Origin of the sequence: Rhodoferax fermentans (assembly GCF_002017865.1) — a bacterium.
Classification (GTDB): Bacteria; Pseudomonadota; Gammaproteobacteria; order Burkholderiales; family Burkholderiaceae_C; genus Rhodoferax; species Rhodoferax fermentans.
Genome location: NZ_MTJN01000002.1, coordinates 2,749,414 through 2,775,565, shown reverse-complemented (window position 1 = coordinate 2,775,565; position 26,152 = coordinate 2,749,414). Strand labels below are relative to the sequence as shown.

Sequence of the window (26,152 nt, the reverse complement as noted above, 5' to 3'; positions counted from 1 at the left end):
GCGCAGTGTAGGAATGCCAAATTGGCCTTGTTGGCCTAAATTCGGAGCGGCAGAATAGGCGATGGAATGGTCGATTCAGCACACGAGCGGCGGCACTCGGCGCACACTTTGTTCATGTCGACACGGCAGCAAGACCCGCTGTTTAAGCGGAGGTGAATCAAGCCATGTCAGCGCAGCAGCGTTACATACGCCCCGGTGCTAGCCCCACAGCGCCGGCTCGGGCGCCTGAATCACGCCGTGGCTGTAGCGCATCGGGGGAGTGCTGTCTTTCTTTTGTAACAAGGGGCCATCGAGGTCCACATAGGCGCAACGCTGTGCCAGCACAAAGGCCGGCGCCATCGCCAGCGAACTGCCACACATGTTGCCCACCATCAGGCCCAGGCCCAGCCGGGCAGCTTCATCGGCCAATGCCAGTCCTTCGGTCAGCCCGCCACATTTATCGAGCTTGATATTGATGTACTGGTAACGCCCGAGCAGTTGCGCCAAAGAAGCGCGATCGGTACAGGATTCGTCCGCCGCCAGGGGCAGCGGTGAGGACAAGCCGGCCAGCTCGGCATCCTGCCCCTTGGGCAGGGGTTGCTCCACCAGCTCGACCCCGGCGGCGGCCAGCGAAGGCAGCAGTTGCCGCAAAAGGTCCACCGTCCAGGACTGGTTGGCATCCACCACAATGCGGGCGCTGGGGTGTTCCTGGCGCACCATCTGCACCACATCAAGGTGGCGCTGGGCGTCCACCTTGAGTTTCAACAAAGGGTAGGCGCGGGCTTGCCGGGCCTTACGCCGGGTGGTGGCCTCGTCGCCCAGGCCCAGGGTGAAGGCGGTGGTGACCGGCTGCCAGGGTGGCAACCCCGCTGCCTGCCACACCGGCACACCCGTCTGTTTCGCGCGCAGATCCCACAGTGCGCAATCCAGGGCGTTGCGGGCACCACCGGCAGGCAGCATCTCGGCCACCTCGTCATGGCTGAGCCCATCGTGCAAACGATCTTGCAGGGCAGCGATCTGCGCCACCATACTCTGCGGGGTTTCGCCCTCGTAGTCGATACCTGCGGCCTCAGACCAACCACGGTGGCCCGATGCGTCCTGCAAACGCAGGATCATGACCGGCTGGTGGGTGATGACTTCGCGCGAGATCTCGAAGGGCTCGATCATCTCCCAGTGTTCAATGACGGTGTCACAGTGCATCATAGCGGCAACAAGGCCTGGGCCAGCGCCGCCACACCCCCACGCAATGGGTCCACCACCGGCAACTGCAAGCGCGTTGACAGGGCGCTGGCGTAGCTGGCCCAGTCGGCATCCGACAGGCTTGAGGAGTTGATGCTCAGGCCCACACAGCGCACCGCCCGGTTGGTCAAACGCGCCGCTTCGACATAACGGTCTATCGCCACCTGCAAATCGGGGATGGGAAAGTCGGGGTAGGTTTCGATGGTGTCGCGCGACGGGTCGTGGCACAGCACCAGGGCATCGGGTTGTGAACCATGCAACAGGCCCAGCGTTACACCGGCATAGGCGGGGTGGAACAACGCGCCCTGCCCTTCAATCACGTCCCAATGGCCGGGCGCGTTGTCCGGCGAGAGCTGTTCTGCGGCACCCGCGACAAAGTCGGCAATCACTGCGTCAATGGCGACCCCGGCACCGGCAATCATCACACCGGTCTGACCGGTGGCCCGGAAGGTGGCTGCCGCACCTAGCTGATGCAAGGCCTGGGTCAAGGCCAGGGCGGTGTATTTCTTGCCCAGGGCGCAGTCGGTGCCAACCGTCAACACCCGTTTGCCGCTGCGTTTCCTGCCGGTACCGGCAGGAAAACTCTGGTCCGAGTGGCGCACATCAATCAGCCGCCCGCCGCCGCGCTGGGCTGCCTGCACCAGGCTGGGGAACGAACTCAAGCGGGAGTGCTGACCGCTCACTACGTCCAGACCCGCTTCCAGCGCAGCCTCCAGCTCTGACAACCACTGCGGTGGCAACACCCCCCCCACCGCAGCGACCCCAATCACGATGGACCCGGCGCCTTGGCGAGCCGCCTCGGCGGGTGACAACCTGGGCAAGTCCAGGCTGACCGTGGCCTCGGGCAGGCTCCACTCACCCAGCACATCAGCGCGGCACCAGTCACGCAGGCCAAACGCCGTTTTTGCGTCAGATTTCAGCGCCACATCGCCCAGAAACAACAGATAGGGTTTTCGGAGTTGATGCATGGGGAGTCCGTCTCTTCAAAAAGGGGCATTGACCATGGCAGACGCCCAGGGTCTTGGTGGGAACAAGAATAAAGGCATTCCAGCCCCGAAATGGTGCGTTATTGGTCCACCTACTCCCTGCGGGATAGTTGATAGTCCGGTACTAGGGCAACTTCTGGACACACTACCCCTTTGGGGATAGATGCGCCTTCACGACTGACAAATGCACTTATGCTTTGTGACGCCTCTGTGTAACCCTCGTCAACCCCACGCCATGCCCCACACGGCCTGGTACTTTTCAGGAAGTCATGATGAATCGTTTAAACCACTCGGTGAAAGTTGTGTTGCTTGCTTTGGCGGGGGTCTGCGTTGTGGCAGGGTCGGCGCCCGTGTTCGCCCAGGACGCGACCTTTGTCATCAACGCACGTGAAAACGGTTTTCCGACCTACAACCCGCTCAAGGGCACCAAGCTCAATGTCGCAAACAACCTGATTTTTGACCGCCTGGTGGTGCAGGATGCCGACCACAGTTTCCACGGCCAGTTGGCCACCTCCTGGGAGTCGGCACCTGACGGAATGAGCTGGACTTTCAAGCTGCGCAAGGGGGTCAAATTCCACGACGGCGAGCCTTTCAACGCCAAAGTGATCGAATGGTGGCTGCCCAAGTTCAAGGGCACCGAAAACGCCTACATGACTGAGTCGATTGACAAGATCGTCATCATTGACGACTACACCGTCAAACTGGTCATGAAGAACCCGGACCCCGCGCTGCTGTTCAACCTGGCCACCAGTTTCATGGGGGTACCTTCACCGAAGTCCTACGAGGCACTGGGTGACAAGTTTGGTGTGGCCGCTGCCGTTGGCAGTGGCCCGTTCAAACTAGAGAGCTTCACCGTTGGCCAGCAGACCAAACTGGTGCGCAACGAAGACTACCGCTGGGCCTCGGACCTATCGAAGAACCAGGGGCCAGCCAAGATCAAAAACCTGACGCTGCGCGAAATCAGCGAAGACTCCACCGCCTTCTTGGAGCTCAAGACCGGTGGGGTGGATGCGCTGCTGAGTGTGCCAACCGACTTCCTGCCCAAACTGCAGGCCGAGAAGTCGATCAAGGTGGTGATGCTGCCTGGCACCGAGGTGTTTTACATGCCGATCAACACCTCGGTTGAACCCTTCACGGACATCAAGGTGCGGGAAGCCGTGGCACTTGCCGTCAACCAGAAGGAAATCATGAGCAGCCTGTTTGGTGGCACCGGTGCGGTGGCCAACAACTTCCTGGTCAGCAGCTTGCAGGAGTCCAAGATCAACCCCAAATTCAACATCAGCTACAACCCGGATCGGTCGAAAAAGCTGCTTGACGAAGCGGGCTGGCTGATGGGTGCGGGCGGGGTGCGCGCCAAAGGTGGTGTGCCGCTGACGGTCAAACTCTGGACCCAGAACGGCACCCAGTTCAAACGTGTGACCGAGGTGATTCAGGCCCAGTTGAAAGCCGTGGGGGTGAATGCCGAGATTACGGTGCAGGACGCCGCGTCAATCAACGCCATGTACAAAAAGAAAACCGACCACCAGCTGGCGGTACGCAGTTACGACTATGTGAACGCCGACATCCTGGACTGGTTCTTCAGCGGCACCCGCCTGGGTTACCCCAACATCTCGATGTGGAACGACCCCAAGGGGGAAGCCCTCAACGCGAAAGCGATGAAAGGCTCCAAGACCTGGGATGAAAGGGTCAGCAACTTCAAGGCCTATCACGAGTACATCATGTCGCAATTCCTGTTTGCACCGATCTACCAGCCAACCCAGAGCTTTGCCTACAGCACCACCAGGTTGAAAATGCCTGACAACATCCGTGGCATCAAGCTTGCTACCCAATCCATCATGGACATAGAGGTCAAGTAAACCCACCGGACCGACATGCGCCATCACACTGTTTGACAACAAGGAATCCCGGTTTGCTGAATTTTGTGATCAAACGTTTGCTGATGCTGGTGCCGGTGTTTCTTGCGGTGTCGATGATCATCTTTTTGATCATCCACATGGTGCCTGGAGACCCGATCGACAACATGGTGCAGATCGGCTCCTCTCCTGAACAACGGGCCGAACTGATCGCCAAATATGGCCTGGACAAACCGCTTCTGGTCCAGTACGGCGTGTGGTTTCGCAACCTGCTCGAGGGTGATCTAGGCAATGCCATCATCCTGCGTCGCCCGGTGGCCGAGTTGATTGAGGAGAACCTGCCGCACAGCCTGCTGCTGGGTTGTCTGGCATTCGCGTTTTCAGCCATCGTGGGTGTTGCCAGCGGCGCCCTGGCGGCCATTTACAAGGATAGCTGGATTGATCGCGGGGTGATGACGCTGATCCTGCTGGGATCGACCTTGCCGAGCTTCTGGCTCGGCCTGTTGTTGATTCTGGTGTTTGCGGTACAACTGGAGTGGTTTCCAGTATCGGGTGCCCGCAGCTGGAGCGCCCTGGTGTTGCCGGTACTGACCATTGGCCTGCACGGCGTGGCCCTGGTGTCACGCGTGACCCGCGCCGCGATGCTCGATGTCGGTCGCCGGGACTTTGTGCTGATGCTGCATGCCAAAGGCCTGTCACACCGGCGCATCCAGCTGCAGCACGTCCTGCGCCACGCCTTGCTGCCCGTGGTGACCATCCTGAGCCTGCGCATTGGCTGGATTGTGGGCGGTGCCGTCACCATCGAATTTGTGTTTGCCCGCCCTGGCTTGGGCTCGCTGCTGATCACCTCACTCAACCAGCGTGACTATCCGGTGGTGCAAGGCTGCCTGCTGATGTTGGCCATGGCCGTGATGCTGGGCACCCTGCTCGGAGATCTGGTGCAGGCCAGCCTGGACCCCCGTGTGCGGGACAGCCTGAAATGAGCCGCTTGCGCAAATCCAGTGCATTGTCACGCACTCTGGGCACCTGGCGAGGGGGGGTGTCTCTGCTGTGCATCCTGATCGTGGTGGGTGGTGCCCTGTTCGCGCCATGGCTGGCCCCTTACGCTTACGACATCCAGAATTTATCTGCCACCAACCAGGACCCATCATGGGCCCACTGGCTGGGTACCGATGAATTTGGTCGGGATGTGTTGTCACGCATCATCGTGGGAGCCCGTACCTCACTCACGGTGGCGATCACCGCCATCAGCGTGTCGGTGCTGGTGGGTATGAGTCTGGGTGCAGCAGCCGGTTATTTTGGTGGTCTGTTTGACCGTCTGGTCTCGGCGGTGGTGGACCTGACATGGTCTTTTCCCGAGGTGCTCATTGCGCTCATGTTTGTCGCATTGATCGGCGCCGGGCTGGAGGCCACCATGATTGCCATCAGCATTGCTTATCTGGCGCAGTTTGCACGCCTGACCCGTGCCCAGGTCATGAGCATCAAGAGCGAAACCTATGTGGAAGCCGCCGTCAACCTGGGTGCCGGGCACATCCACATCCTGTTTCGGCATCTGCTACCCAACGCCATCACGCCGGTGATCGTGGCTGGCATGTTGGCCATGGGCGACGCCATCATTCTGGAGGCCACGCTAGGTTTTTTTGGGCTCGGTGTGCAACCACCCAAACCCAGCTGGGGCGCGATGATGAGCAGCGGCACTGCGCAGATCTTTCTGGCGCCCTGGACCATCCTTGGCCCTGGACTGGCCATTGCCTTCACCGTGGTGTCGATCAACCTGTTCGGCGATGCGCTGATCGAGGCGCTGGACATCCGAAACCGCTTGAGAGACAACTGACATGGCCTTACTGACTGTGCGCCACCTGTGTGTCTCGATTGGACGCTTGCAGCCGCTCGATGGCGTCACGCTCGAACTCGACAAGGGGCAGATCCTGGGTGTGGTGGGGGAATCCGGCTCAGGTAAATCACTCACGGCCATGGCCGTCATGGGCCTGTTACCGCTGATCGGCGGCCACATCAGTCGCGGTTCGATTGACTTTGATGGCACCGAACTGGTGGGCTTGAACGAGCGAACCTACCGCGCCATGCGTGGCCAGCGTCTGGCGCTGATCACCCAGAACCCGATGACCTCGCTCGACCCGATGCACACCGTGGGCGCCCAGATTGACCAGGTCGCGTTGCTGCACCTGGGCTTTTCTGCAGCCCAGGCGCGTACTCGCACACTGGAGTTGCTGGCACAGCTGCGCATTCCGGATGCCGCAACCGTCTACCAGCAGTACCCGCACCAAATGTCGGGTGGCATGAAACAGCGAATCGTTATTGCCATGGCATTGGCCGGTGATCCGGACCTGATCATTGCGGATGAGCCAACCACCGCGCTGGACGTGACCATCCAGGCCCAGATCATCCAGATCCTGGTCGACCTGGTGCGCCAGAGGGGTCTGGCCCTGATCCTGATCACCCACGATATGGGGGTGGTGGCCCAGGCCTGTGACAAGGTGGTGGTGCTGTATGGCGGTCGGGTGGCCGAAAGCAACTCGGTACACAACATCTTCGCCCGCCCAGCCCACCCGTACACACGGGCTCTGATTGGCTGCATTGCCCAGACCGGCCAGGCACGGGGTAGCCTGAAAGGCATTCCAGGCGTGGTGCCAGGAGTGGGTGACTTTGCCAGCGGTTGCCGTTACCACCCACGCTGTGATCACGCACAAGATCGCTGCCAGAGCGAGGTACCGCTGCTGCAAGCAAACGACGCTGGCCAGGTGGCCTGTCTTTTCCCCGAGGGAGCTTGCCGTGGCTGACACAGCGCCCACCCTGTCGGCCAAACTGCTGGAAGTACGTGGGCTGACCCGCACCTTCACCAGCCGCAATGGCCTGTTTGGTCGAAAACGTGTCATGACAGCGGTAGCTGATGTGAGTCTGGATGTGCCGCGTGGTCAGGTGACCGGTGTGGTCGGCGAGTCTGGTTGCGGCAAATCCACGCTGGCGCGGCTGGTGCTGAGGCTGCTGGAAGCCGACCAGGGTCAGGTGCTGTTTGAAGGCGTGGATTTGGCCAGCCTGTCGGCCAGCGCCATGCGCCGCCTGCGCCGGCGTCTGCAGTTTGTGTTTCAGGACCCCTATTCCTCGATTGACCCGCGCTACACCATCCGTGCCGCCTTGCTGGAGCCGTCGCAGGTACAGGGGGAACATCTCCATGCTGCGGCCGCTACCGATCGCATCAACAGCCTGATGGCCATGGTCGGGCTCAATCCGTCGCTGGCCCAGAGTTATCCTCATCAGTTGTCCGGCGGTCAGAAACAACGTATTGGTATCGCCCGGGCGTTGGCTCTGCAGCCGTCGTTCCTGGTACTGGACGAACCTACCGCCTCACTGGACGTCTCGATCCAGGCCCAGATCATCGCCTTGCTGGAGAAACTGCAGCAGGAGCTGGGTTTGACCTATTTGTTCATCTCGCACGATCTGGGGCTGGTGCGCTATTTCTGCGACCGCATTGTGGTGATGTACCTGGGCCGCATCGTCGAGGTGCTACCCAGCGCCGACACACCACCGCGTCACCCCTACACCATCGCCCTGATGGAAAGCACCTTCGAGCCAGACCCGGCCAAGCGGCGGGTCATCACCCGGCTGAACGGAGAACTCCCTGACGCCTTCAACCCGCCCCCCGGTTGTGCCTACGCTGCACGCTGCGCCCATGCCAGCGACCGTTGTCGCAGCGAACGCCCCGCCTTGGTACTGAGGGACGGCCATGAACTGGCCTGTCACCATCCGCCAACCTGAGCCCTGTCCATGACACCCTTCACCGTTCTCACCGCTGAAATGCTGCACGAAACCAACACGTTTTGTGCGCTGCCAACCACGCTGGCCAGTTTTGCGGAACGGGGTTTGTTGTATGGGGAAGCGGCGATCCGCGCCCGTCAGGACAACAACACCGAACTGGGCGGGTTTCTGGAAGCCGCGCGCAGCTATGGCTGGCAAGTGCTGCATACCATCAGCGCCCATGCCCAGCCAGGAGGCAAAGTCACCCGTGCCGCGTTTGACCAATTGAGTGAACCGATCCTGGCCGCTGCATTGGCCCACAAAGACCAGCTCAACGGCATCCTGCTCGGGCTGCACGGCGCCATGGTCACGGATTTTTGTGACGACGGCGAAGGAGAGTTGCTGCGGCGACTGCGCGCCATCGTTGGCCCCGAACTGCCGATTGGCATCACGCTGGACCCCCATGCCAATGTCACACGCCTGATGTGTGACCTGGCCAACATCATGGTGGCGTTCAAAACCTACCCGCACACCGACATGCGCCTGGCAGGACGGCACGCGGCAGACATCCTGCAACGCTCAATGGCGGGTGAAATCCAGCCGCGTACTTTGCGCGTGTCGCGGCCCATGCTGGAGGAGGTCAACGGCGGCCGCACCGATGTCGGCCCGATGCTTCAGCGGCTGGTACTGGCCCGAAACTACGAGACGCAGCCCGATGTGTTTGCGGTCAGTGTCAACGGGGGGTTTGCCAATGCCGACATCAGCGAAGTGGGGCCCTCGATCCTGGTCACGGCGCAAGGCGACATGGCGACCCATGCCGCCTTTGCCCAGCAACTGGCCGATGACATGTGGTTGTGCCGGCACGACCGGCTCAACCAGTTTCACACGGTGCAGCAGGCGGCAGCCCTGTGCCTGGCGCATGCACAGCAGCATGTGCCGGGCCGGGGGCCAATCATCGTCGCAGACTATGCCGACAACCCGGGAGGTGGCGCCTATGGCGACTCTACCGCGCTGCTGGCGGCCTTGCTGCAAGCCGGTGTGCAGGAGGCCTGTTTTGGCGCGATCACCGACCCCGAGACGGTTCAGCAGCTGATGCGGCACCAGGTAGGAGACAGGGTGGACGTGCTGCTGGGTGGCAAGACCGACGCCCGATTTGGCGGTGCACCGCTGGCCTTACGCGGCACCCTGAAGTTGCTCAGCGACGGCCACTATGTCGGTAGTGGCGCCATGCTGCATGGCCTGCAACGCAGCTGGGGGCCAACGGCGGTGCTGCAGGTGGACGGTATCGAGATTCTGGTGGTGACCCTGCGCGCCCAGATCCTGGACCTGCAGCAGTTCAAGGCCTTTGGCATCGACCCCGAGCACAAACATGTCGTGGCGCTCAAGTCGATGCAGCATTTCCGCGCCGCATTCGAGCCCATTGCTGACGAAGTCATCGTCTGCGACAGCGGAGCCTTGTGCACATTGGACTACACCCAGTTGCCCTTTGAACACCTGCCACGCCCCTTGTTTCCGTTTGACCAGGACATCAACATCAACGCCTGGAAAAACGCCCACGCGCAAGGGCTGTACCTGCCCGCCAAGCGCTGAAGCCTCAGGCGTTTTTGGGCCGCACTTCGGTCGTGCGGGGCTCCCGCACACGCGGTGCAGCCTCCAGCAAGGACACACTGCGCCTTGACTGGGGCGTGCTTTGGTAGGCTTCCAGGGGGTCCGCCTGCCCGTCAGGCACCGCATACGGAATGCAGTTGATGAACAGGGAGAACAGTTCGGCCTGGGAGCTGATGTCGAGCTTGCGGTGGATGTTCTTGCGGTGGATCTTGATGGTGCCTTCGGTGGTGCTGAGCCGCTGCGCGGTCAGCGCCGATGAGTAACCGCTGATCATGTAGAACAGCACCTGGCGCTCACGCTGTGTCAACAGCGAACTGGCAAAGTTCTCGATGGTGCTCTGCACCTTGCGGTGGGTCAGGGTGTCGATGTCACGTTGTGAAGTCGCCACCGTGAGCTCATGGTGCTTGGCAGCGGACGCAAAAATCAGCGGCAGCAACATGTTGATGGCAACCATGTCCTCCAGCTGGAACTTGGCATGACGGATGCTGCGCTCGATGAAGATGTTCAACGCCGTGTCCTCGTTGATGCGCCACAGCAGGTCAATCGAGTCCGACAAGCCAATCTGTGAATAAAACACCCGGTAGAACTCACTCTCGTAAAAGTCATCGGGGGCAATATCACGCAGCCAGTAGATGCCACTGGGGCAACCCTGGGCAAACAGCTGGTAATTCGGGCACAACACATACGGCCCGGACAGGTAGGCATCTTCTGGGAGAGCCCGCTCCTGCGGGTTGAAGCGATGTACGATCCGGCGCGGTCGCTGCGCACGGTGGTATACCATCACACCACCGGAATCAATGGCACAGACCGTGCCCAACAAATTGAGCACCGCGTCAAACCAGTGGGCGCTGCCAATGGCATCTGTCATTTTGGCCATGGCCGCCACCAGGGCAGTGCTCAATGGCAAAGACAGTTGGGAGCGATAAGGTTCTTGCATGGCACTTGAGTTTAGTGGCTGCCCCGGGGCGGTGAGGCACCCGTAAAACCTCGCATGCCCTGAACTCGGTCGACTGCTTTGTCAGCACATCAAGGTGTTTGGGGCACCGTCATGACCTTTGCCTGGTTTTTAAGCACGCCCCGCCAAGCCAAGCCTGGCGCGGGTTCTGGCAGTTGTTCAGCAGCTTGTCCACAGCTTTGGTCCCGCCTTTTGGGGACAAGGCAGCGCGTCATGCCACAGCTGATCGTCAGAGAGGTCCCTCTGGCGGCTACGGTAAGCTCAGACCCATGTCTCAAACCCACGTCCGCAAGCTGTTTTCCCAAGGTCCGTTCATGCGTTTCTGGTTCGCCCGTCTGGCGGGTGTCAGCGCCAATCAGATGCTGATGGTGGCGGTGGCCTGGCACATGTATGACATCACCAGCAGCGCCTGGGATCTGGGCCTGGTCGGGCTGTTCCAATTTGTGCCCGCCCTGCTGCTGATGCTGCCCGCTGGGCATGTGGCCGACCGGTTCCACCGTGCCCGCATCTTTGCGGCCTGCCTGGGGCTCCAGGGCATGGTGGCTTTGGTGTTGATTGCTGCCACCCAATACCACCTTGCCTCACGTGAGCTAATGCTTGGCATCTCGGTACTGCTCGGGGTGGCGCGGGCTTTTCAGATGCCGGCCCAACAAGCCTTGGTGCCGCAGCTGGTGCCGCAACACCTGTTGCAAAGCGCGGTGGCCTTGAGCTCCAGCGGCATGCAGGTCGCCATCATTGGCGGCCCGGCGCTGGGCGGCCTGTTGTACACCACCGGTGCCACCACCGTGTATGTCACCTGTGCCGTGCTGCTGGTGTTGGGGGCCGTGCTGGCCCTGACGGTGCGTTACCAACACCAGCTCGCGCCGCTGAACACCACCTGGCAAACCGTGCTGGCCGGTTTTTCGTTTGTTTGGCAACACAAGGTGATCCTGGGTGCAACCTCTCTGGACCTGTTTGCGGTGCTGCTTGGCGGGGCCACCGCCTTGTTGCCGATTTATGCCCGCGACATCCTGCACACCGGCCCGGTCGGCCTGGGGGTGTTGCGCTCGGCACCGGCCGTCGGCGCCCTGTGTATGTCGCTGGCCATCATGCGCTGGCCATTGGCCCGGCATGTGGGACGCCACCTGCTGGTGGCGGTCGCGGTGTTTGGTGTGGCCACCCTGGTGTTTGGTTTGTCCAGCCATTTTGGGCTGTCACTGATGGCCTTGGTGGTGACCGGTGCGGCTGACAGCGTCAGTGTGGTGATCCGCTCCACCCTGGTTCAGCTGGAAACGCCCAACGAGATGCGGGGCCGGGTGTCGGCGGTCAACTCGATGTTCATCGGTGCCTCCAACCAGCTGGGGGAGTTCGAGTCGGGCGCCACCGCAGCCCTGTTTGGCGCTGTGGGCTCCGTCGTGCTGGGAGGTGCTGGCACCGTGTTGATCGCCGCATCTTGGCTCAAACTGTTCCCAAGCCTGGCACGCCGTGACCACATGCAGGCCTGACAACTGGCGCCAGGCAACAAGGCAGCCCAGGATGCTCTAGAAAACAGAGCTATCAGCCCTTTTAGATATTGGGCCAGAGGCCTATTTTCTCAAAATGATCCCGATGGAGGCGCCCGGTGTGTGGCTGGATCAAAAAGCGTCGCAGGGCCTCACGCAGCCACGCTAGGCTGCATCGCGCCGATCAGCAGCGGCGCAAACTCGGCCAGCGGCATCGGGATACGGATGATGCTCTGCTCGGCCAGAAAACGCGCTTCCATGCGGGTCGGCTCGTTTGGCAACACCGCCCAATGCTGGTCGCTGGAGCGTTTCATGATCTGGCGTGCAAACGAGCGGGTCAGCTGGTCGTCAAAACGGCAGCCCAGAAACAGAAAGTGGCGCCCGCTGCGCCAGGCCTGCACCTGGGGCGGGATCGGTGTCTGGATGTCGATCTCGGTCAGCACCTCGACATAGTCGCTGTCCGACACCAGATAGTTGCCTGCCGGGCTGTGTGCCCCCCAGGGTTTGTAGAGCAGACGCCCGGGCGCCTCTGATAACTCAGCCAGCGGTGTGCCGTCGGCCGCATAGGCACCGGTCCATTGGCCAAAATGTTCTGACTGCGACAGCCCCTGCACCTGCACCCAAGGTTGTTTGCTCTGCACCAGCGCGGCGGCAAAACTGTCGTCGTACCAAGTGTCCACCCACAGCTTGGCGCCACTGCTGGCCAGCGCCAGCTGCAGGACCGAGGGGCTGGGTGTGGTGGCAAAAGCCTCGTTCATCAGATGCACCACCGACTTGCGGTGTTTGAAGTTCTCGATGAACTGCGCGGTTTGGGTCAGGCGCTTGCGTATCTTGTGCGGCACGCTGACCTTGGCCGTCATGCTCTCGGCCAGCGCCAACGGCGTTTTCGGCACCGCCACGTCCTGGCACAAGGACAACATCTCTGGCCCCATGTAGGGGATGACCGCGCCGGTGGCCAGTTGGCTGGCAATGTCGTTGATCAGATCAGTCATAAAGTACTTTCAGTAGTCGTGTCAGGGGAGGCATCTCAGCCAGAAATGCCGCGGAACTGGCTTTGCCAGGCCGCTGGCATTGCCCCCCTGAGGGGGCTGAAGGCCGCGGCTCCAAACCTGCCTGCGCAGGTTTGGACGTGCCTGCAGTGACGCAGGCTGTGACTGCGTCCCCCAGCGCATACGCGCAGCGAGCAAGCAACGGGGGTGTTCATCAATAGATCGCCGCACCGGCTCCTACGTTGGAAGCGGTATCTTTAAGGGTTTTGACGATGTACTGCACCTGTTCTTCGTCCAGCCCAGTGTGCAGAGGCAGCGCCAGCGCGCGGTCGCCGATACGTTCGGTGTCGATCAGCAGACCACGCGGCTGCCCGGTGGTCTCGCTCGTGTTCATGTAATAAAACTGCTGGTGCAGCGGGTGGCTGTAGGCGGCAGACTCGATGCCGCAGGACAGCAGGTCATCCATCATCTGGGCGCGTGTGCTGCCCGAGAAACGTTTACCCAGGTGCACCACGTAGAGCATCCAGTGCACTTCGCCCACGTCCTGCCCGATGTAGGGCGGCTTGATGCCTTCAAAACTTTGCATCTGCTCGTGGTACCAGGCCACCACCTGCTGGCGCGCAGTCAGCCGATCATCCAGCGTGGACAGTTGCGCCAGACCGAGTGCGGCGGTGAGTTCACTCATACCCGCCTGCAGCGGCACCCGCGCGCCGACCGACACCGAGGCCCGGTCGACCAGCCGACGCTGGCGCAGGTAACGCAGCTCATGCACCAACGCGTCGTTGTCGGTGACCAGCATGCCGCCCTCACCAGTACACAGGGCGCAGGGTACTGAGAAATCAAACACCGACACATCCCCAAACGTGCCCACACTTTGGCACTGGTAACGCGAGCCCAAGGCCTCGGTGCTGTCTTCGATCAGAGCCAGACCATGCGCATCTGCCAGCTGGCGCAGCGCCTGCCAAGCCGCTGGGTGGCCGTTGGTGTTACCGGCCAAGATGGCGCGGGTGTAGGGACTGATCTTGAGCGCGGCTTTGTCGGGGCTCAGGCAACCAGTCCAGTAGTTGATCTCGGCAAACACCGGCGTGGCGCCAGCCAAGGTGATGGCCTGCGCCACCTGGTGCCAGGTGTGGGCGGTGCAGATCACCTCATCACCCGGGCCAATGCCCAACGCACGCAGGCTGATCCAGCAGCCCAAGGTGCCGCTGCCCACCGCCACCGCGTGTTGGCGCCCAACCCAGGTCGCAAAGGCCGACTCAAACGCCTGCACCATCGGGCCGTCCCCCCAGCAGCCAGACTGCAGCACCGCGCGCACCAGATCGTGTTCACGCGCGCCACAGTCGGGCTCAAACAGGGCGATGACGTCGATGTCCATGGTGCAGCTCAGTCCTGCGTCAGGATCAACGCGGTGGCCTCTTCGGGCTGCGCGGTGGTGCTCCAGCAATGCCCGTTGGAGGTGGCCAGGTAGATGCTGCGCGCACCACAGCGCAGCGCAGCGGTTTCACCCCGCATGTCCATCGCATCAACCACCACCACACGCTGCTCGGGGTGGCTGGCGCGCCAGCTGGCTGCTGCCTCGCGCACACTGGTGGCCGAGGCCAACAGCTGCGCGGCGCTGTGTAAATCGTCCTGGGTGATTGCCATCGTCAATCACCCGCGTCTTCTGTCAAGGCCAGGCGGCGCGCCTCGACCGTGATCGGCAGCGGGGTGTCGGCGGGCATCTCGGGCAGATCAAACTGCCAACCGTTGCCCAGGGTCACCACCCCTCCCCACATGCCGGGATTGGCCATGGCCACAATCGGTTCCTCCAGGTCTTTTTTGGCAACATAACCGGTCAGCGTGCCTTTGCTGTCTTTGCGGATCATGAGTTTCATGGGTGTGGGTCCTGGTGGGTTTGAAAAGGGTTCAGGGGCTTCAGGTCAGCGTCAGTTCGTCCTGCAACAGCGGGGCCAGCAGCGGCGGCAACTCGCGCAGCACATAAGCCACATCCTCCGGCGTGGTGGTGGCACCCAGAGAGAACCGCACGGCCGCCAGCGCCTCATCGTCCGGCACCCCCATGGCGCGCAACACATGGGAGGGCTCACTGCCGCCCGAGGAACATGCGGCACCGCTGGAGGCGGCGACATGCAGACGCTCCAGGCGCTGCAGCACCACATCGACCGACAGGTGGCCAAAACGCAGATAACTGGTGCCGGGCAGGCGCGCTTGGCTCTGGCACCACACATGGGTGGTTGGCAAGGCGTTTTGCAAACCAGCCTCCAGGCTGTCGCGCAGCTGGGCCACCCGCGCCGCCTCGTCCGCCAGATCCCCCAGTAAATCCAGCGCAGCGGCCAAGCCCACAATCCCAGGCAGGTTCTCGGTGCCGCCCCGGCGACCGCGCTCCTGGCTGCCCAGGCTTTGCGGCACCAGCGGCGCCCCCTGACGCAGCAGCAGCGCCCCTACCCCCTTGGGACCACGGAACTTGTGGGCCGACAGCGACACCGCATCGGCCCCGAAGTGGACAAAGTCAAAAGGCAGTTTGCCAATGAACTGGGTCGCATCCAGGTGCAGCAGCGCGCCCGCCGCATGGGCCAGATCAGCCATCTCGGCCACCGGCATCAACACACCGGTTTCGTTGTTGGCCGCCATCATGGACACCAGCGCCACATCGGGGCCCAGCATCGCCTTGGCCGCCACCAGATCGAGCTGGCCACAGGGCAGCACCGGGAAAAAATCAACCTCTACACCGGCTGCCGCCAAGGCCTTGGCCAAACGCAGGTGCGCGCTGTGCTCGACACGGCTGAACAACACCCGCTGGCGGCCGGGCGCAGCACCCGCCAGCAGACCACGTACCGCCAGGTGGTTGGATTCGGTAGCGCCGCTGGTGAAAATCACCTCCACCGGCTTGCAGCCCAGCACCCGGGCCACGGTGGCACGGGCGGTTGCCAGCACCCGTTTGGCCTCTTGCCCGGGGCCGTGTTGTGACGAGCTGTTGGCCCAGACACCCGTCATCACCGGCAGCATGGCGGCGATGACGCCGGGGGCCAGGGGTGTGGTGGCGTTGTGGTCAAGGTAAATCATGGCAGCAACTGACGTGGCCTCAGAGCCAGAAGACGCGCTCGGTATCCACACACAGCGCCTCCAGCAAGACCTCCAAGGGCTGGTCTTGCAGCTGCGGCACCCAGGCACGGATCGCATGGTCGCGCGAACTCAGGCTCCAGTGGCCACAAGTCATGGGCATCAGCAAGGCAATGTCGATTACCCCACCCTGCGGGTCCACATGGCGCGAGCAGCAAGGGCTTTGAATCAGAAAACCCTCGCCTTGGGTCGTGACACGCGGTGTGACATAACGATAGCGCTGGCGCTCGCGCAGGGCGCGCTGCAGGCGCAGCTGGATCAGGTCCAGCACCTGGGCCCCGGGCGCCGCCTTGACCGCGCTGTGGGTGGTCACACCGGCTCCTCGGTTTCTGGTAGCAGACCCGGCGGGGCCGGTACCAGCTCGATCTCCAGGCAGCCCACCACACAGTCGGCAAACTGCACCAGGTAGACCGGCTCATTGAGCTCGGGTGCGTGGCCGATGTTGACCACCTCCCCCACCGTGCCACGCGCAGCCAGCAAGGCATCAGGTTCACGCTCGGGATAACTGCCGTCGTTGACCAGATCGTCCAGCGCAATCACACGCTGGCCCCAGGCGTAGGCGGGGGCACGCGGTTCCAGACCCGGCAAATTGGATTCAGTCATGGTGTGTCCTCCAGAGGTTGGGCCGAGCCCAGGGTGGCCAATGCGGCGGCTTTGTCGCCCAATTGCGCCAGCACCTCGGGTGGTAACTTGTCCAGGGTGCAGAGTTCCTTGGCACGCATGCCCACGCGGTGACCACTCTCGATGAAGTCCACCGCGTAGATGTAGTACTGCTGCAAAAAGGTGTTGATGCTGTTCACATAACCAATGTCGCCCTTGTGCACCAGCACGTCACCGATGTCGTAACCCCGGTAGGTGCCGTCGTTGCGCACCACCGAACGCGCGACCACCCGCTCGCCAAAACTGAAACGCGGCGGGTAGGCGGTTTCCAACTCGTCGTCATCGCGGTTGATGTCAGCCATGGTCAAGCCCCTCAATTACCCGTACCACCTTGCAGCGTGCCTTCACGGCAGCGCGGACCTCCTCGTCCGGGTCGTCCTGCAGCTGCTGTAACAGCGCGGGATCGGCGCGCTGGGCGACCTCCCAGCGCACGCGCCAGTCGGTGTCGTGTACCAGTTGAAACAACAGCGGCACCGGCAGACGCTCAGCCACCACACGGCGCACCTCTGGCTCGGCATCGTCGACCATACGCAGCAGGGCCGGCATGGCCAGGCGCTGCGCCACACACAGGCGCACCGAGCGATCGGGGTCATGGACCATGGTGGGCAAAATCGCCAGCGGCAGCCGCTGTGCCACCCGCTCACGCACACCGTAGTCGGGGTCATGGCGCACACGCGCCAGTTCAGCCGCCGGCAGCCGATGCGCGACCCGGATGCGGACCTCGCGGTGCGGGTCATCAGCCAGCCGCGCCAGCTGGGTCAATGGCAGGCGCATCGCCACCTGCATGCGCACAGTTTCATCGGGGTCATCCACCAGGGCACCCAGCCGGAACACACTGACATAACGCGCCGCAATCGCCCGCACCTCGAAGTAGGGGTGCGCCAGCTGCCCATCGGCCAGCTCAGGATGCCAACGGAAAAAGCGGTCAATACGCCGCGCATACACATCCTGCATACAGGCGTGACCCAGTGCACAACCCTGCCGGTGTGGCAAAGAGCGCAGCGCCACAAACTCGCACGCGGCACAGTGGATCGGCCCACCTTGCCAATCCTGTGGCGCGATGTCGTTGTCGGACAGGTGTGCGCTGTCTGCGGCCTCGGTGTGGGGGGTGGGGCTCAGCAGCAAGCTCATGGGGTGGCACTCCCCCAGCCACGCAGCGGGTAGTCGGCTGGAGCATCCAGCGGGGTGCCGTGTTCATGGCGGCTCAACACATGCCACAACAGGGCCGCACCCACATGGTCTTGCGGGTCCAGGCGGCGCAACTCACCCAGCATCAGCCGGGCCTCGTCCAGCTCATCCAGGCGCAGGTTGAGGTAGGCCAGCCCCTTGAGGGTGAACAGGTAAAAACGCACCGCAGCGTTGTGCCGGGTGGCCTCGTCACCGGGCGGCACATCGCCAAAGTCTGGCCCCAGTGCGGTGCGCGCAATGGCCAAGGCATTCTCACCCATGCCCTTGGCCTGATTGAGCTGATGACTATAAAAATAGTAGCGATACAAGGCGATCACCGGGGCCGGGTGGCGGGGTGCAGCGGCACGCGCCTGCTCCAGCAGAGCCAGGGCCTGTTGTGGCTTGTCGCGGCAACGCCCTGCCTCGGTGATCAGTGCCTCCACCTGCGGGCTCAGGCCGCCACCAATGACCCCGTCGGCAAAAGCCGCCAGGTCATTGGCAAACTGCAGGCGGTCCGCAGGCATGGTGCTGGAGCCGCCGTCAGGACGGCAGCACAGGCGCCACCGGGCGACCCCGGCCAATCGCGCTGATGTTGATGTGTGTCACACCCGCCTGAGGGGCGCCCGCGCTGCTGCAGGCGCAGGCCTCCTTGTTGGGGTCGATGAAACTCAGTCCCGACTCGGTGGCGGTCTCGATGAAATCCATGGTCAGGCCATTGAGCAACAAACGGCTCTCAGCCGCCAGAAACAGGCGCACACCGCCCACCTCACAAAGCTGCTCGTCGGCAGCGGGTGCCAGCTGGGCGCTGAAGTCGCTGGAGTAGCCGGAGCAGCCACCCGGCTTGACCGCCAGCCGCAGGCCTGCGCCTGTGCCCAGGCCAGAGAAGCGCACAACACGGTTGATGAATTTCGCTGCAGCAGGGGTGACGGTGAGGTTTGGCAACATGGCGGGGGTGCTTTCAGAGAAAGGGAATCAGACTTCGGTGATACAGTCGTCCACCGGACAGATGGCCACACACTGCGGGTCGTCAAAGTGGCTTTCGCAGTCGTTGCACTTCTTGGGGTCAATCGCGTAGATGCCACTCTTGACGCGGATGGCGGCGTTGGGGCACACCGGCTCGCAGGCGTCACACGAGGTGCAGATGTCGGTGTTGATCTTGTGGGTCATGGCTAATCTCCTGTCGGGTTGGCTAATGAAAAAAGTTAGGCGGCCAGTGCGGTGTAGGCGCCCTGGCGGATGGCGGCGTCACCACGGTGCTGGTGCAACACGGCGCCACTGGCCACCCGGGCGCGGTAGTCGTTGAACCAGTCAAGCGCGGCTTTTTCGATGAATTCACCGACATAAGCGTCCACCGGCTCGACGCCCGCCAACATCAATTCGTCACGCGGGCAGGCGCCGATCTTGGCCACCAGCACCGCATGGCAGTCGTTGATGGCACGCACCACCGAAGGCAGTTGCTCGTCGTCACCGGCGCCACCCTGGCAGTACTGGTCCACCCGCCGGTGCCCCACAAAATGGGCCTTGGCGGCAGAGACCTCATAGACCTGGAATTCGGTCACATGGCCAAAATGTTCGTTGACACGCCCGCCGCCCTTGGTGGCCACGGCCACCAGCACCTTGAGGTCCTGCGAGGCCTGCAGCGCACTGGCCGCCGCCAGCGCCTGCTGTTTGGCGGCCTGCTGGGCACTGCGCTCCTGCTCGACCTTGTCCTGGTAGGCCTTGCGTTTTTCCAGGTCGTAGACCACGTCCTCCATGTCGTCGAGCTTGTCGAGGGTGAACTCGTCGCTGCGGTCTTCACCGAGCAGGCCCACCGCGTCGGCGCGGCACTGGCGGCAGTGGCGCATCAGGTTGGCGCCGCCCATGCAGGCATCCTGCACGGCTTTGAGTTCCTGGGCACTGGGGCCACGCTGGCCGGTCAGGCCAAACACCGTGCCGTGTTCGGGCTCGGAGATCAGCGGCATGATGTTGTGCAGGAAGGCGCCACGTTTCTTCACCTCGCGGTTCACATCCATCAAATGCTGGTCATTGATGCCGGGGATCAGCACAGAGTTGACCTTGGTGAGCACACCACGTGCGGTGAGCATCTCCAGGCCCAGCATCTGGCGCTGGTGCAACACGGTAGCGGCCTCGATGCCGGTCAGCCGTTTGTGGTTCCAGAAAATCCAGGGGTAAATCTTGGCGCCGATCTCGGGGTCCACCATGTTGATGGTGATCGTCACGTGGTCAATGTTGTGTTTGCAGATTTCGTCCACCAGGTCGGGCAAGGCCAGCCCGTTGGTCGAGAGACACAGCTTGATGTCGGGTGCCCTCGCTGTGAGCATGCGCATGGTGTCAAAGGTCTTCTTCGGATTGGCCAGCGCGTCACCCGGGCCAGCAATACCCAGCACCGTCATCTGCGGGATGGCGCTGGCCACCGCCACCACCTTCTTCACCGCCTGCTCGGGCGTGAGCTTTTGCGACACCACACCCGGGCGCGACTCGTTGCTGCAGTCGTATTTGCGGTTGCAGTAATTACACTGGATATTGCAGGCTGGCGCCACCGCTACATGCATGCGGGCAAAGTGGTGGTGGGCTTCCTCGGAGTAACAGGGGTGGTTCTTGACCTTGTCCCAGACCTCGGCCGGCATGTCCTGCGGACCGTCGGACGAGCCACAACTGGCCTTGCCCTCCCCACCGGTGGTACCGCAGCCAGCACCGTTTGAGGCCGATTCAAGCCTGATCTTCAGAGGTTTGAGCTGACCCATGCTGACATAGGTCGTGCCGGGTTGGCTACCGGTGAGCGCGCTTGTTGGCATGGAGAAACCCTTCATGCGATCGACCGTGACCGCTTGGGGTTTGATTAGCGATATCCATGCCACGCCAAAACACCGGTTTTTGGCTGGGTTTTGTCGGTTGTGACACACCCGACCCGGCGCGGCCTGAGCTACTTTGCGGGCGGCTTGTCAGTGATGCGACAAAGCTGACACAGCGCCGTACAGGGGCTCAGACCTTGGTATGGAGGAAGGTGATGAACTCGCGGTCAGCGGACAAGATGTGGCGGGCCACCACTTCCTGGGTCAGGTACACAAACAGATCCCCGATCAACAAGCGGCCACTCTTGAACTGCGCCACCAGCGCGTGCCCCTGGGCCAGCAGCTCACGGTGCAGTTGGGCGTGCTCAGCCGCAGCGGGATAAGCAGACTGGAACAACAGCACCTCTTCTTCCAGAAAATGCTCCCCGATGTCGACCACAAAGGCGTCCATCCGGTCGGCCAGGCTGGCTGCGTTCTGCCCGGACAGGATCAGCCCCAGGATGTCGTTGGCCTCGGCAAACAGTTTGCGGTGGTGCGTGTCCATGACCGCGTAGCCACTGTCATAACTTGAATGCCAGACCAGCTGCACCAGCTTGCCAGGTGCCGACGCCGTGTGTTTGCCCGTCTGCGCCAACCGCACCCGGTTGCGGCCTTCCTGTTTGGCAATATAGAGCGCGGCGTCGGCCGCACTGAGCAGGCCCGACGCGTCCACATAGTGCGCGTCCGCCATGGCCGCCACCCCCAAGCTCACGGTCAGCCGACCCAAAGGCGACTTGGCGTGGGGCAGGTTCAGCTGCTCAACCGATTGGCGCACCGCCTCGGCCAGACGCAGGCCGTCCTGGGCCTGGGTGTTGGGCAGGATCAGCAGGAACTCTTCGCCGCCATAACGCGCCGCCAGATCACCCGCGCGGCGCATGCCGGACTGGATCACCTCCGCAATCTGGCGCAGGCAGGCATCACCGGCCGGGTGGCCATAGTGGTCGTTGTAGAGCTTGAAGTGGTCGATGTCGATCATCACCAAGGCAAACGGCTGACCCGAGCGTTTGAACCGGGCCCACTCTTGGGCCAGCACATGGTTCAGATGGCGGCGATTGGCCAGGCCGGTGAGTTCATCCTGGGTGGCCAGCTGGCGGTTCTGGTCGTCAGACCGGTCCTTGGACATCAGCACAAAACCAATCGACAGCAGGATCAGGGTCACCAGCGCACCCAGCAAACTGATGACCTGCACCGGATTGCTCCCGGTGGTGTCGAGCATCCCGACCAAGCCGGTGCGCATCACCTCCAGCACCCGAAAGCTCAGCAGCGCCATGGCCATCACCAGCCCGGTCATCAGAAAGTATTGGCCACGCCCAGGGGTGTGGCGACGGGTCTGCAACATCAGCTGCAAAACCAAGCCGCCCTGGAACAACGAGATCAAACTGACCACCAGCGACCGGTAGGTGGCGAGCTCAAAGAGAAGCACAAAAGCCACCGTCTCGGCCACCACCGGGCCCCAGATCAGCAGCCGGGGTGCGCGCCGCCGGTAAAACTCGAACAAACCCTCGGCAAACAAGGCCCAGGCACTGGCCCGCAGCACAATGACCACCAACAAACCAGCAAACTGCCCCAGGTTGCCAACCTGGCTGAGAAACACATAAGACGCAATGTGTACCCCCAGCCCGGCAGCCCAGTACCGCATGCCATCACGCTGGTCCTGATGCGCCACCACAGCCACCGACAAGGCCAGCACGGTACCCGTTAGAACAATGACCAAAAGTAAAGTGTGGATATCAGCTGTCATGCAGCTATTGTCCCGCAAGGCTGCTATGACATTTGAAGTTCATCACGCTCTGGCTTGGAAAACCGGGGCTAGCTCAGAGGGTTTGACAGTTGTGGGTGGCAGGGGGTGGGTAGGGGCGGCGGCCTCATACTGCCAAATGCGCAGAAATCGGCCGCCACCCCTACCCACCCCCTGCTGGCGAGCGACGTTTGAACGCGAAAAAGAAGCCCAAAGGCAAGGAAAGGCCGACGACCGAGATGCAGCGAGAGCGGTCATACAGTCATATCCCCCATTTGGGGGATGTTCAGGTCACTCACAGACCGCCACAATGCAGCGAAAGCAGTCGTACCACAAGCGCCTCCAATTTCAAACTTTGAGCCCTTTGATGCCTAGAATCAACCAACCCCTTTTGGATGTTTGTCGGCATTACTAACACGGCATGAAAATGCCTTAACTCTGTGAAGACCAAGGTTGTAAACCCTTTCCAAGATATTTTCACCTTCATCTTATACTGCAGATATTTTCCTATATGTTGCATCTGCGGCATGACACTAAGTATGGTTATATTTATGTTAAAAAAACTATGTGGGCATAAATCGCCATCGTTGATTTTTTCGAACACACTTTTGGATAGATAAAAAAATGAAAAAATTCATGGTTATTGCCACTTTGGTGGTGACGATGTGTTTCTTTCAAGTAACATCTTTCGCAAACGGCCCCGTCATATTGAATGGCACTTGGATAATTGATACAAAGGCAACCGAGAAATTTGTACTTAGCACGCATCCATTCAAAGACGAAAACTCAGCAAATTCATTCCTTCATCACATCAGCTTCTTAGGAAGTTTAATTTTTGATTTCGACGGCGACAAGCTATTTTTAGGTACTTTTCCAGGTGACGAAAGAAAGCGAGAATATCTTCTTGTTTCTCATAATGGTTCTGAAAAGAAATACAATTCTAAAAACACTCAAGACGGGTCTAAGGTGTCAGAAACATCTGAAACACTAATTGTTACTGCGCTGAATAAAGAAAACATAACCATTTACTTTTCGAATAGTACAGAAATGCAGTACTTATTATGGAGGTGCGTAAATTTGGACCCAAATAAGAAAACGCCAAATGACTTTAAGCCTGAATTTGACGCATTTATTGAAATGATACGAAATATTGGCAAGGCGTATAACAGACCAAATTGAATTGAGTCGATTTGTCATTCTCTCTTGACCCTTGTTTGGACTAGAGAATAAGTTATTGGACGACCTTATTAGACACCACATCATGAAAACATGGTATTTCCCCGCCTTTTATTTTCTGATTTGCGAGACTTGTGATGTGATTTGGGAACTCGGCCTGGCTCGGCAAATAGACCCGGTACTTGGTATTGCTGCTAGCCTTTTCCTTGTAGTGCTCACTGCGCCGGCCATGGCAGTTACGACGTATGTGCAGGCACACATTGCGTCCCTGCTAGGCGTCTTGCCCGGGGATAGCATAGGCTTTAACAGTTTTTGGCCGCGTATTCTTTCAATTCAATCGGCGATAGTGGTATGCACCTTGGTACTGACACTTGTTTTCCTCGGGCCCACGCTGTTTCGAACAAGGAGTGAGCAGCTCTAGCAGGTCAATCGACAAAGACGCTCACAGGTGTTGGCCGGTTCTTCCAGTACTTTGCATTGAAGGCCAGTCATATTGCAGGTTGAAGACTGCTTTGGAGCGCTTTGTAAGTCCGCAACCAGCCTATAACCGTCATCAACGTTCATAGACAAAGCAGTTGAAGGCGGGTGGTGGGGTTGCCGGGCGCAGAACCCATTCGCGTGATGAGGCTGGCGGCGCACCACCCTCAGCGGCAACACCCCAACAAGCGCCCAACCAACACCGCATCCCGCGAGGGGGCCGGAGAACGGTAACCCCGCCGCCCGCCTGGCGCCACGCGACCCCAAGAGCCAAGAGCCCAAGATACTACGTAATCAATAGCTATCAGCCCTTATTCCCAAAGGGCTAGATGCCAGTTTTCCTCAAAGAACAGAAATAACCAAGCCTCAGAACTTGCGCACCTCGATGCCGTTTTTCTGCAAGGCATACCCCATCTGGCGCGGTGATATTTTCAGCAGCCGGGCTGCCTTGGCCTGAACCCAGCCGCAGCGCTCCATGGCCCAGATCAGGCGCTCGCGTTCACCCTCGGGTTTGCCATCGTTGTCGGGTGTGGCGGCAGGTGCCGAGCTGCTGGCGCTGGCCGCCTCCTCGGCCGGGGCGCTGTCGGGTGCGGCAGCGGCCGGTGCAGACGGCGCCGTGCGGGCGGGCACCGGGCCTTCCACCACCGGGATCTCGCTGATGCGTTGCGGGGTGACCGCGTCCAGCCGCTCGATGTGGTGCAGCACCTGGGTCAGGCAGCCGTTGCCCTGGCACGGGAAGGCCAGGTTGGTGATGGCGTCGTCGTGCGCCATGGTGGCGGTACGCTCCACACAGTTCTCCAGCTCGCGCACATTGCCTGGCCAGTAACAACTGGTGAGCACGCGCATGGCGGCCGGGCTGAACTGGGTGTTGCGGCCGTTTTCCTTGTTGAAGCGGTCCAGAAACAGCTTGGCCATGGCGGGGATGTCTTCGCGGCGCTCGCGCAGCGGCGGCAGCTGGATGCTGACCACATTGATGCGGTAGTACAGGTCGGCGCGGAACTCACCGGCCTGCACCATGCGCTCCAGGTTGCGGTTGGTGGCCAGGATCAGCCGCACATCGACCTTGACACTGGTGGAGCCACCCACGCGCTCAAACTCGCGCTCCTGCAGCACCCGCAGCAGCTTGGCCTGGAAGGACGGTGAAATGTCGCCGATCTCGTCCAGAAACAAGGTGCCGCCGTGTGACATCTCAAAACGCCCCTTGCGCTGGCCCTGGGCGCCGGTGAACGAGCCCTTTTCGTGGCCAAACAGCTCACTCTCAAGCAGCGACTCGGTCAGCGCGGCGCAGTTGACACGCACAAAGGCTTCCCGTTTGCGGGGCGACAGGTTGTGCAGTGCCCGGGCAATCACCTCCTTGCCGGTGCCGCTTTCACCGCGCAGCAGCACCGTGGTACGCGACGGCGCCACCTGGTGCACCTGCTCAAACACTTGCTGCATCGGCTTGGACATGCCTACCACTTGGTCGATCTGGTGCAGCGGCTTGAGCTCTTTGCTCATGCGGCGCACTTCGTCCTGCAAGGAATCGTGGGCGGCCGTGACACTGCGGTGTAGCAGCAGCGCCTGGCCCATCAGGGTGGCCACCATCTTGAGCAGGCGCAGGTCGTTGGAAAAGCTGCGCTGCTCGCCCGGGTTCAGGCAGTCGATGGCCAACACACCAAAGGTGCGCCGGTCGGCGCTGATGGGGGTCACCAGCATCGCAATCGGGATGTCAGGGGTCTGGTCGGCGCCGCCGGTGCGGTTCAGGAACAGCGGCTCGGTGCGCACATTGGGCACCACCACCTGGATGCCGTTGGCATACACCCGCCCGACGATGCCTTCGCCCGACTGGAAGTGCAGGCGCTGCTGCTCCTCACGGGTCAGGCCCACGGCACACAAGCCGTGCAAGCCACCTTCGGTTTCGCCCAGCACCACAAAGGCACGCCGCCAATCGTAAGCGTGCATCAGGTAATTGAGTGCCTCGCGAAAGGTCTTGGCCACGTCCAGCGACATCGCCAAGGTCTTGCTGACTTCATAGATCGCATTCAGCTCGCGCTGAGAGTCATTTGTCTGTGTGTTCACCATATGAAACTCCGTGTGACGCAATGCGGTACCTCTGCACAGGCCCTGGTACCCGTTCTAGCAATAAACGCACCAGCAAGAGGGT

General features: G+C 61.3%; 26 protein-coding genes. 8 read left to right on the top strand and 18 right to left on the bottom strand.

Translation table 11 applies throughout. The annotated features are described in order from the left end of the window. Positions 1-198 precede the first annotated feature (198 nt). Together dgcA and RF819_RS13000 are read right to left on the bottom strand one after the other, a co-directional pair. On the bottom strand, positions 199-1,182 hold the full coding sequence (gene dgcA / locus RF819_RS13005) for an N-acetyl-D-Glu racemase DgcA (RefSeq protein ID WP_078365384.1): 984 nt from the start codon (positions 1,180-1,182) through the stop codon (positions 199-201). Next, the gene (locus RF819_RS13000; RefSeq protein WP_078365383.1) at positions 1,179-2,186 is read right to left on the bottom strand and encodes an N-acetyltransferase DgcN family protein; all 1,008 of its coding nucleotides are present in this window, start codon (positions 2,184-2,186) and stop codon (positions 1,179-1,181) included. Before RF819_RS13000 ends, dgcA begins: the two co-directional genes overlap by 4 nt. Before the next feature lie 290 nt (positions 2,187-2,476). Here RF819_RS13000 and RF819_RS12995 point away from each other — a divergent pair, with 290 nt between their 5' ends. From RF819_RS12995 to RF819_RS12970, 6 genes are read left to right on the top strand one after another with little or no spacing between them, the layout of a single operon-like run. After that, positions 2,477-4,060 (top strand): ABC transporter substrate-binding protein, encoded by a 1,584-nt coding sequence (locus RF819_RS12995; protein WP_078365382.1) that lies wholly within the window; start codon positions 2,477-2,479, stop codon positions 4,058-4,060. A 53-nt stretch (positions 4,061-4,113) separates the two neighbouring features. Beyond that, on the top strand, positions 4,114-5,040 hold the full coding sequence (locus tag RF819_RS12990) for an ABC transporter permease (protein ID WP_078365381.1): 927 nt from the start codon (positions 4,114-4,116) through the stop codon (positions 5,038-5,040). Beyond that, complete coding sequence (locus RF819_RS12985; protein ID WP_078365380.1) at positions 5,037-5,891, top strand: ABC transporter permease; 855 nt, start codon at positions 5,037-5,039, stop codon at positions 5,889-5,891. Before RF819_RS12990 ends, RF819_RS12985 begins: the two co-directional genes overlap by 4 nt. A 1-nt stretch (position 5,892) precedes the next feature. Beyond that, on the top strand, positions 5,893-6,855 hold the full coding sequence (locus RF819_RS12980) for an ABC transporter ATP-binding protein (RefSeq protein WP_078365379.1): 963 nt from the start codon (positions 5,893-5,895) through the stop codon (positions 6,853-6,855). Beyond that, on the top strand, positions 6,848-7,831 hold the full coding sequence (locus tag RF819_RS12975; RefSeq protein ID WP_200224123.1) for an ABC transporter ATP-binding protein: 984 nt from the start codon (positions 6,848-6,850) through the stop codon (positions 7,829-7,831). The genes RF819_RS12980 and RF819_RS12975 overlap by 8 nt, the downstream gene beginning before the upstream one ends. Before the next feature lie 9 nt (positions 7,832-7,840). Next, positions 7,841-9,400 carry a M81 family metallopeptidase gene (locus RF819_RS12970; RefSeq protein WP_078365378.1) on the top strand — a complete coding sequence of 520 codons (1,560 nt, stop codon included), beginning with the start codon at positions 7,841-7,843 and terminating at the stop codon, positions 9,398-9,400. 4 nt (positions 9,401-9,404) lie between these two features. Here RF819_RS12970 and RF819_RS12965 read toward each other — a convergent pair whose 3' ends face one another. After that, positions 9,405-10,355, bottom strand: a complete 951-nt coding sequence (locus RF819_RS12965) for a helix-turn-helix transcriptional regulator (RefSeq protein ID WP_078365377.1) — start codon at positions 10,353-10,355, stop codon at positions 9,405-9,407. 287 nt (positions 10,356-10,642) lie between these two features. Here RF819_RS12965 and RF819_RS12960 point away from each other — a divergent pair, with 287 nt between their 5' ends. Continuing rightward, entirely contained in the window at positions 10,643-11,857 is a 1,215-nt protein-coding gene (locus RF819_RS12960; RefSeq protein WP_078365376.1) for an MFS transporter, read from the top strand. A 149-nt stretch (positions 11,858-12,006) separates the two neighbouring features. Here the strand turns inward: RF819_RS12960 and RF819_RS12955 are convergent, their stop codons facing one another. The 14 genes from RF819_RS12955 to RF819_RS12890 all read right to left on the bottom strand — a co-directional run bounded on the left by RF819_RS12955 (position 12,007) and on the right by RF819_RS12890 (position 22,359). After that, a complete protein-coding gene (locus RF819_RS12955) occupies positions 12,007-12,846 on the bottom strand; it encodes an SIR2 family NAD-dependent protein deacylase (protein ID WP_078365375.1) in 840 nt (279 codons plus the stop codon). Positions 12,847-13,057: 211 nt separating this feature from the next. Further along, entirely contained in the window at positions 13,058-14,218 is a 1,161-nt protein-coding gene (locus tag RF819_RS12950; RefSeq protein WP_078365374.1) for a DegT/DnrJ/EryC1/StrS family aminotransferase, read from the bottom strand. A gap of 8 nt (positions 14,219-14,226) precedes the next feature. Then, positions 14,227-14,487 carry a hypothetical protein gene (locus tag RF819_RS12945; protein ID WP_078365373.1) on the bottom strand — a complete coding sequence of 87 codons (261 nt, stop codon included), beginning with the start codon at positions 14,485-14,487 and terminating at the stop codon, positions 14,227-14,229. Between the two features lie 2 nt (positions 14,488-14,489). Beyond that, positions 14,490-14,717 (bottom strand): putative nitrogen fixation protein NifT, encoded by a 228-nt coding sequence (gene nifT / locus RF819_RS12940; RefSeq protein WP_078365372.1) that lies wholly within the window; start codon positions 14,715-14,717, stop codon positions 14,490-14,492. A 40-nt stretch (positions 14,718-14,757) separates the two neighbouring features. Beyond that, positions 14,758-15,903, bottom strand: coding sequence for a cysteine desulfurase family protein (locus RF819_RS12935; RefSeq protein WP_078365371.1), 1,146 nt, complete (start codon positions 15,901-15,903; stop codon positions 14,758-14,760). A 19-nt stretch (positions 15,904-15,922) separates the two neighbouring features. Then, positions 15,923-16,273: a DUF3024 domain-containing protein gene (locus RF819_RS12930; protein WP_078365370.1), complete on the bottom strand. Its 351-nt coding sequence runs from the start codon at positions 16,271-16,273 to the stop codon at positions 15,923-15,925. Then, positions 16,270-16,563 carry a nitrogen fixation protein NifZ gene (locus RF819_RS12925; protein ID WP_078365369.1) on the bottom strand — a complete coding sequence of 98 codons (294 nt, stop codon included), beginning with the start codon at positions 16,561-16,563 and terminating at the stop codon, positions 16,270-16,272. The genes RF819_RS12930 and RF819_RS12925 overlap by 4 nt, the downstream gene beginning before the upstream one ends. Continuing rightward, entirely contained in the window at positions 16,560-16,922 is a 363-nt protein-coding gene (locus tag RF819_RS12920) for a nitrogen fixation protein NifZ (protein ID WP_078365368.1), read from the bottom strand. Before RF819_RS12920 ends, RF819_RS12925 begins: the two co-directional genes overlap by 4 nt. Next, positions 16,915-17,751 (bottom strand): 4Fe4S-binding leucine-rich repeat protein, encoded by an 837-nt coding sequence (locus RF819_RS12915; RefSeq protein ID WP_078365367.1) that lies wholly within the window; start codon positions 17,749-17,751, stop codon positions 16,915-16,917. The genes RF819_RS12920 and RF819_RS12915 overlap by 8 nt, the downstream gene beginning before the upstream one ends. Beyond that, positions 17,748-18,311 carry a hypothetical protein gene (locus RF819_RS12910; protein ID WP_078365366.1) on the bottom strand — a complete coding sequence of 188 codons (564 nt, stop codon included), beginning with the start codon at positions 18,309-18,311 and terminating at the stop codon, positions 17,748-17,750. Before RF819_RS12910 ends, RF819_RS12915 begins: the two co-directional genes overlap by 4 nt. A 16-nt stretch (positions 18,312-18,327) precedes the next feature. Then, positions 18,328-18,732: a HesB/IscA family protein gene (locus RF819_RS12905; RefSeq protein WP_078365365.1), complete on the bottom strand. Its 405-nt coding sequence runs from the start codon at positions 18,730-18,732 to the stop codon at positions 18,328-18,330. A 27-nt stretch (positions 18,733-18,759) separates the two neighbouring features. Then, positions 18,760-18,954, bottom strand: a complete 195-nt coding sequence (locus RF819_RS12900) for a 4Fe-4S binding protein (protein WP_078365364.1) — start codon at positions 18,952-18,954, stop codon at positions 18,760-18,762. Between the two features lie 35 nt (positions 18,955-18,989). Then, the gene (gene nifB / locus RF819_RS12895) at positions 18,990-20,582 is read right to left on the bottom strand and encodes a nitrogenase cofactor biosynthesis protein NifB (protein ID WP_078365363.1); all 1,593 of its coding nucleotides are present in this window, start codon (positions 20,580-20,582) and stop codon (positions 18,990-18,992) included. Positions 20,583-20,769: 187 nt separating this feature from the next. Then, complete coding sequence (locus RF819_RS12890; RefSeq protein WP_078365362.1) at positions 20,770-22,359, bottom strand: diguanylate cyclase; 1,590 nt, start codon at positions 22,357-22,359, stop codon at positions 20,770-20,772. 621 nt (positions 22,360-22,980) lie between these two features. Between RF819_RS12890 and RF819_RS12880 the strand changes: the two genes are divergently transcribed. After that, on the top strand, positions 22,981-23,535 hold the full coding sequence (locus tag RF819_RS12880) for a hypothetical protein (protein ID WP_078365361.1): 555 nt from the start codon (positions 22,981-22,983) through the stop codon (positions 23,533-23,535). An 840-nt stretch (positions 23,536-24,375) separates the two neighbouring features. Here RF819_RS12880 and nifA read toward each other — a convergent pair. Then, complete coding sequence (gene nifA, locus RF819_RS12870; protein ID WP_078365360.1) at positions 24,376-26,070, bottom strand: nif-specific transcriptional activator NifA; 1,695 nt, start codon at positions 26,068-26,070, stop codon at positions 24,376-24,378. Between the last annotated feature and the right edge of the window lie 82 nt (positions 26,071-26,152).

Bases quoted from the DNA above. Each gene is read 5' to 3' on its own strand.
- RF819_RS12880 (WP_078365361.1), top strand. From the start codon at position 22,981: ATGAAAAAATTCATGGTTATTGCCACTTTGGTGGTGACGATGTGTTTC.
- RF819_RS12970 (WP_078365378.1), top strand. From the start codon at position 7,841: ATGACACCCTTCACCGTTCTCACCGCTGAAATGCTGCACGAAACCAAC.
- RF819_RS12960 (WP_078365376.1), top strand. From the start codon at position 10,643: ATGTCTCAAACCCACGTCCGCAAGCTGTTTTCCCAAGGTCCGTTCATG.
- RF819_RS12950 (WP_078365374.1), bottom strand. From the start codon at position 14,218: ATGGACATCGACGTCATCGCCCTGTTTGAGCCCGACTGTGGCGCGCGT.
- RF819_RS12890 (WP_078365362.1), bottom strand. From the start codon at position 22,359: ATGACAGCTGATATCCACACTTTACTTTTGGTCATTGTTCTAACGGGT.
- RF819_RS12915 (WP_078365367.1), bottom strand. From the start codon at position 17,751: ATGAGCTTGCTGCTGAGCCCCACCCCCCACACCGAGGCCGCAGACAGC.
- RF819_RS13000 (WP_078365383.1), bottom strand. From the start codon at position 2,186: ATGCATCAACTCCGAAAACCCTATCTGTTGTTTCTGGGCGATGTGGCG.
- RF819_RS12965 (WP_078365377.1), bottom strand. From the start codon at position 10,355: ATGCAAGAACCTTATCGCTCCCAACTGTCTTTGCCATTGAGCACTGCC.
- RF819_RS12945 (WP_078365373.1), bottom strand. From the start codon at position 14,487: ATGGCAATCACCCAGGACGATTTACACAGCGCCGCGCAGCTGTTGGCC.
- RF819_RS12905 (WP_078365365.1), bottom strand. From the start codon at position 18,732: ATGTTGCCAAACCTCACCGTCACCCCTGCTGCAGCGAAATTCATCAAC.
- RF819_RS12910 (WP_078365366.1), bottom strand. From the start codon at position 18,311: ATGCCTGCGGACCGCCTGCAGTTTGCCAATGACCTGGCGGCTTTTGCC.
- RF819_RS12955 (WP_078365375.1), bottom strand. From the start codon at position 12,846: ATGACTGATCTGATCAACGACATTGCCAGCCAACTGGCCACCGGCGCG.
- nifB (WP_078365363.1), bottom strand. From the start codon at position 20,582: ATGCCAACAAGCGCGCTCACCGGTAGCCAACCCGGCACGACCTATGTC.
- nifT (WP_078365372.1), bottom strand. From the start codon at position 14,717: ATGAAACTCATGATCCGCAAAGACAGCAAAGGCACGCTGACCGGTTAT.
- RF819_RS12995 (WP_078365382.1), top strand. From the start codon at position 2,477: ATGAATCGTTTAAACCACTCGGTGAAAGTTGTGTTGCTTGCTTTGGCG.
- RF819_RS12980 (WP_078365379.1), top strand. From the start codon at position 5,893: ATGGCCTTACTGACTGTGCGCCACCTGTGTGTCTCGATTGGACGCTTG.
- RF819_RS12900 (WP_078365364.1), bottom strand. From the start codon at position 18,954: ATGACCCACAAGATCAACACCGACATCTGCACCTCGTGTGACGCCTGC.
- nifA (WP_078365360.1), bottom strand. From the start codon at position 26,070: ATGGTGAACACACAGACAAATGACTCTCAGCGCGAGCTGAATGCGATC.
- RF819_RS12925 (WP_078365369.1), bottom strand. From the start codon at position 16,563: ATGACTGAATCCAATTTGCCGGGTCTGGAACCGCGTGCCCCCGCCTAC.
- RF819_RS12935 (WP_078365371.1), bottom strand. From the start codon at position 15,903: ATGATTTACCTTGACCACAACGCCACCACACCCCTGGCCCCCGGCGTC.
- RF819_RS12985 (WP_078365380.1), top strand. From the start codon at position 5,037: ATGAGCCGCTTGCGCAAATCCAGTGCATTGTCACGCACTCTGGGCACC.
- dgcA (WP_078365384.1), bottom strand. From the start codon at position 1,182: ATGATGCACTGTGACACCGTCATTGAACACTGGGAGATGATCGAGCCC.
- RF819_RS12920 (WP_078365368.1), bottom strand. From the start codon at position 16,922: ATGGCTGACATCAACCGCGATGACGACGAGTTGGAAACCGCCTACCCG.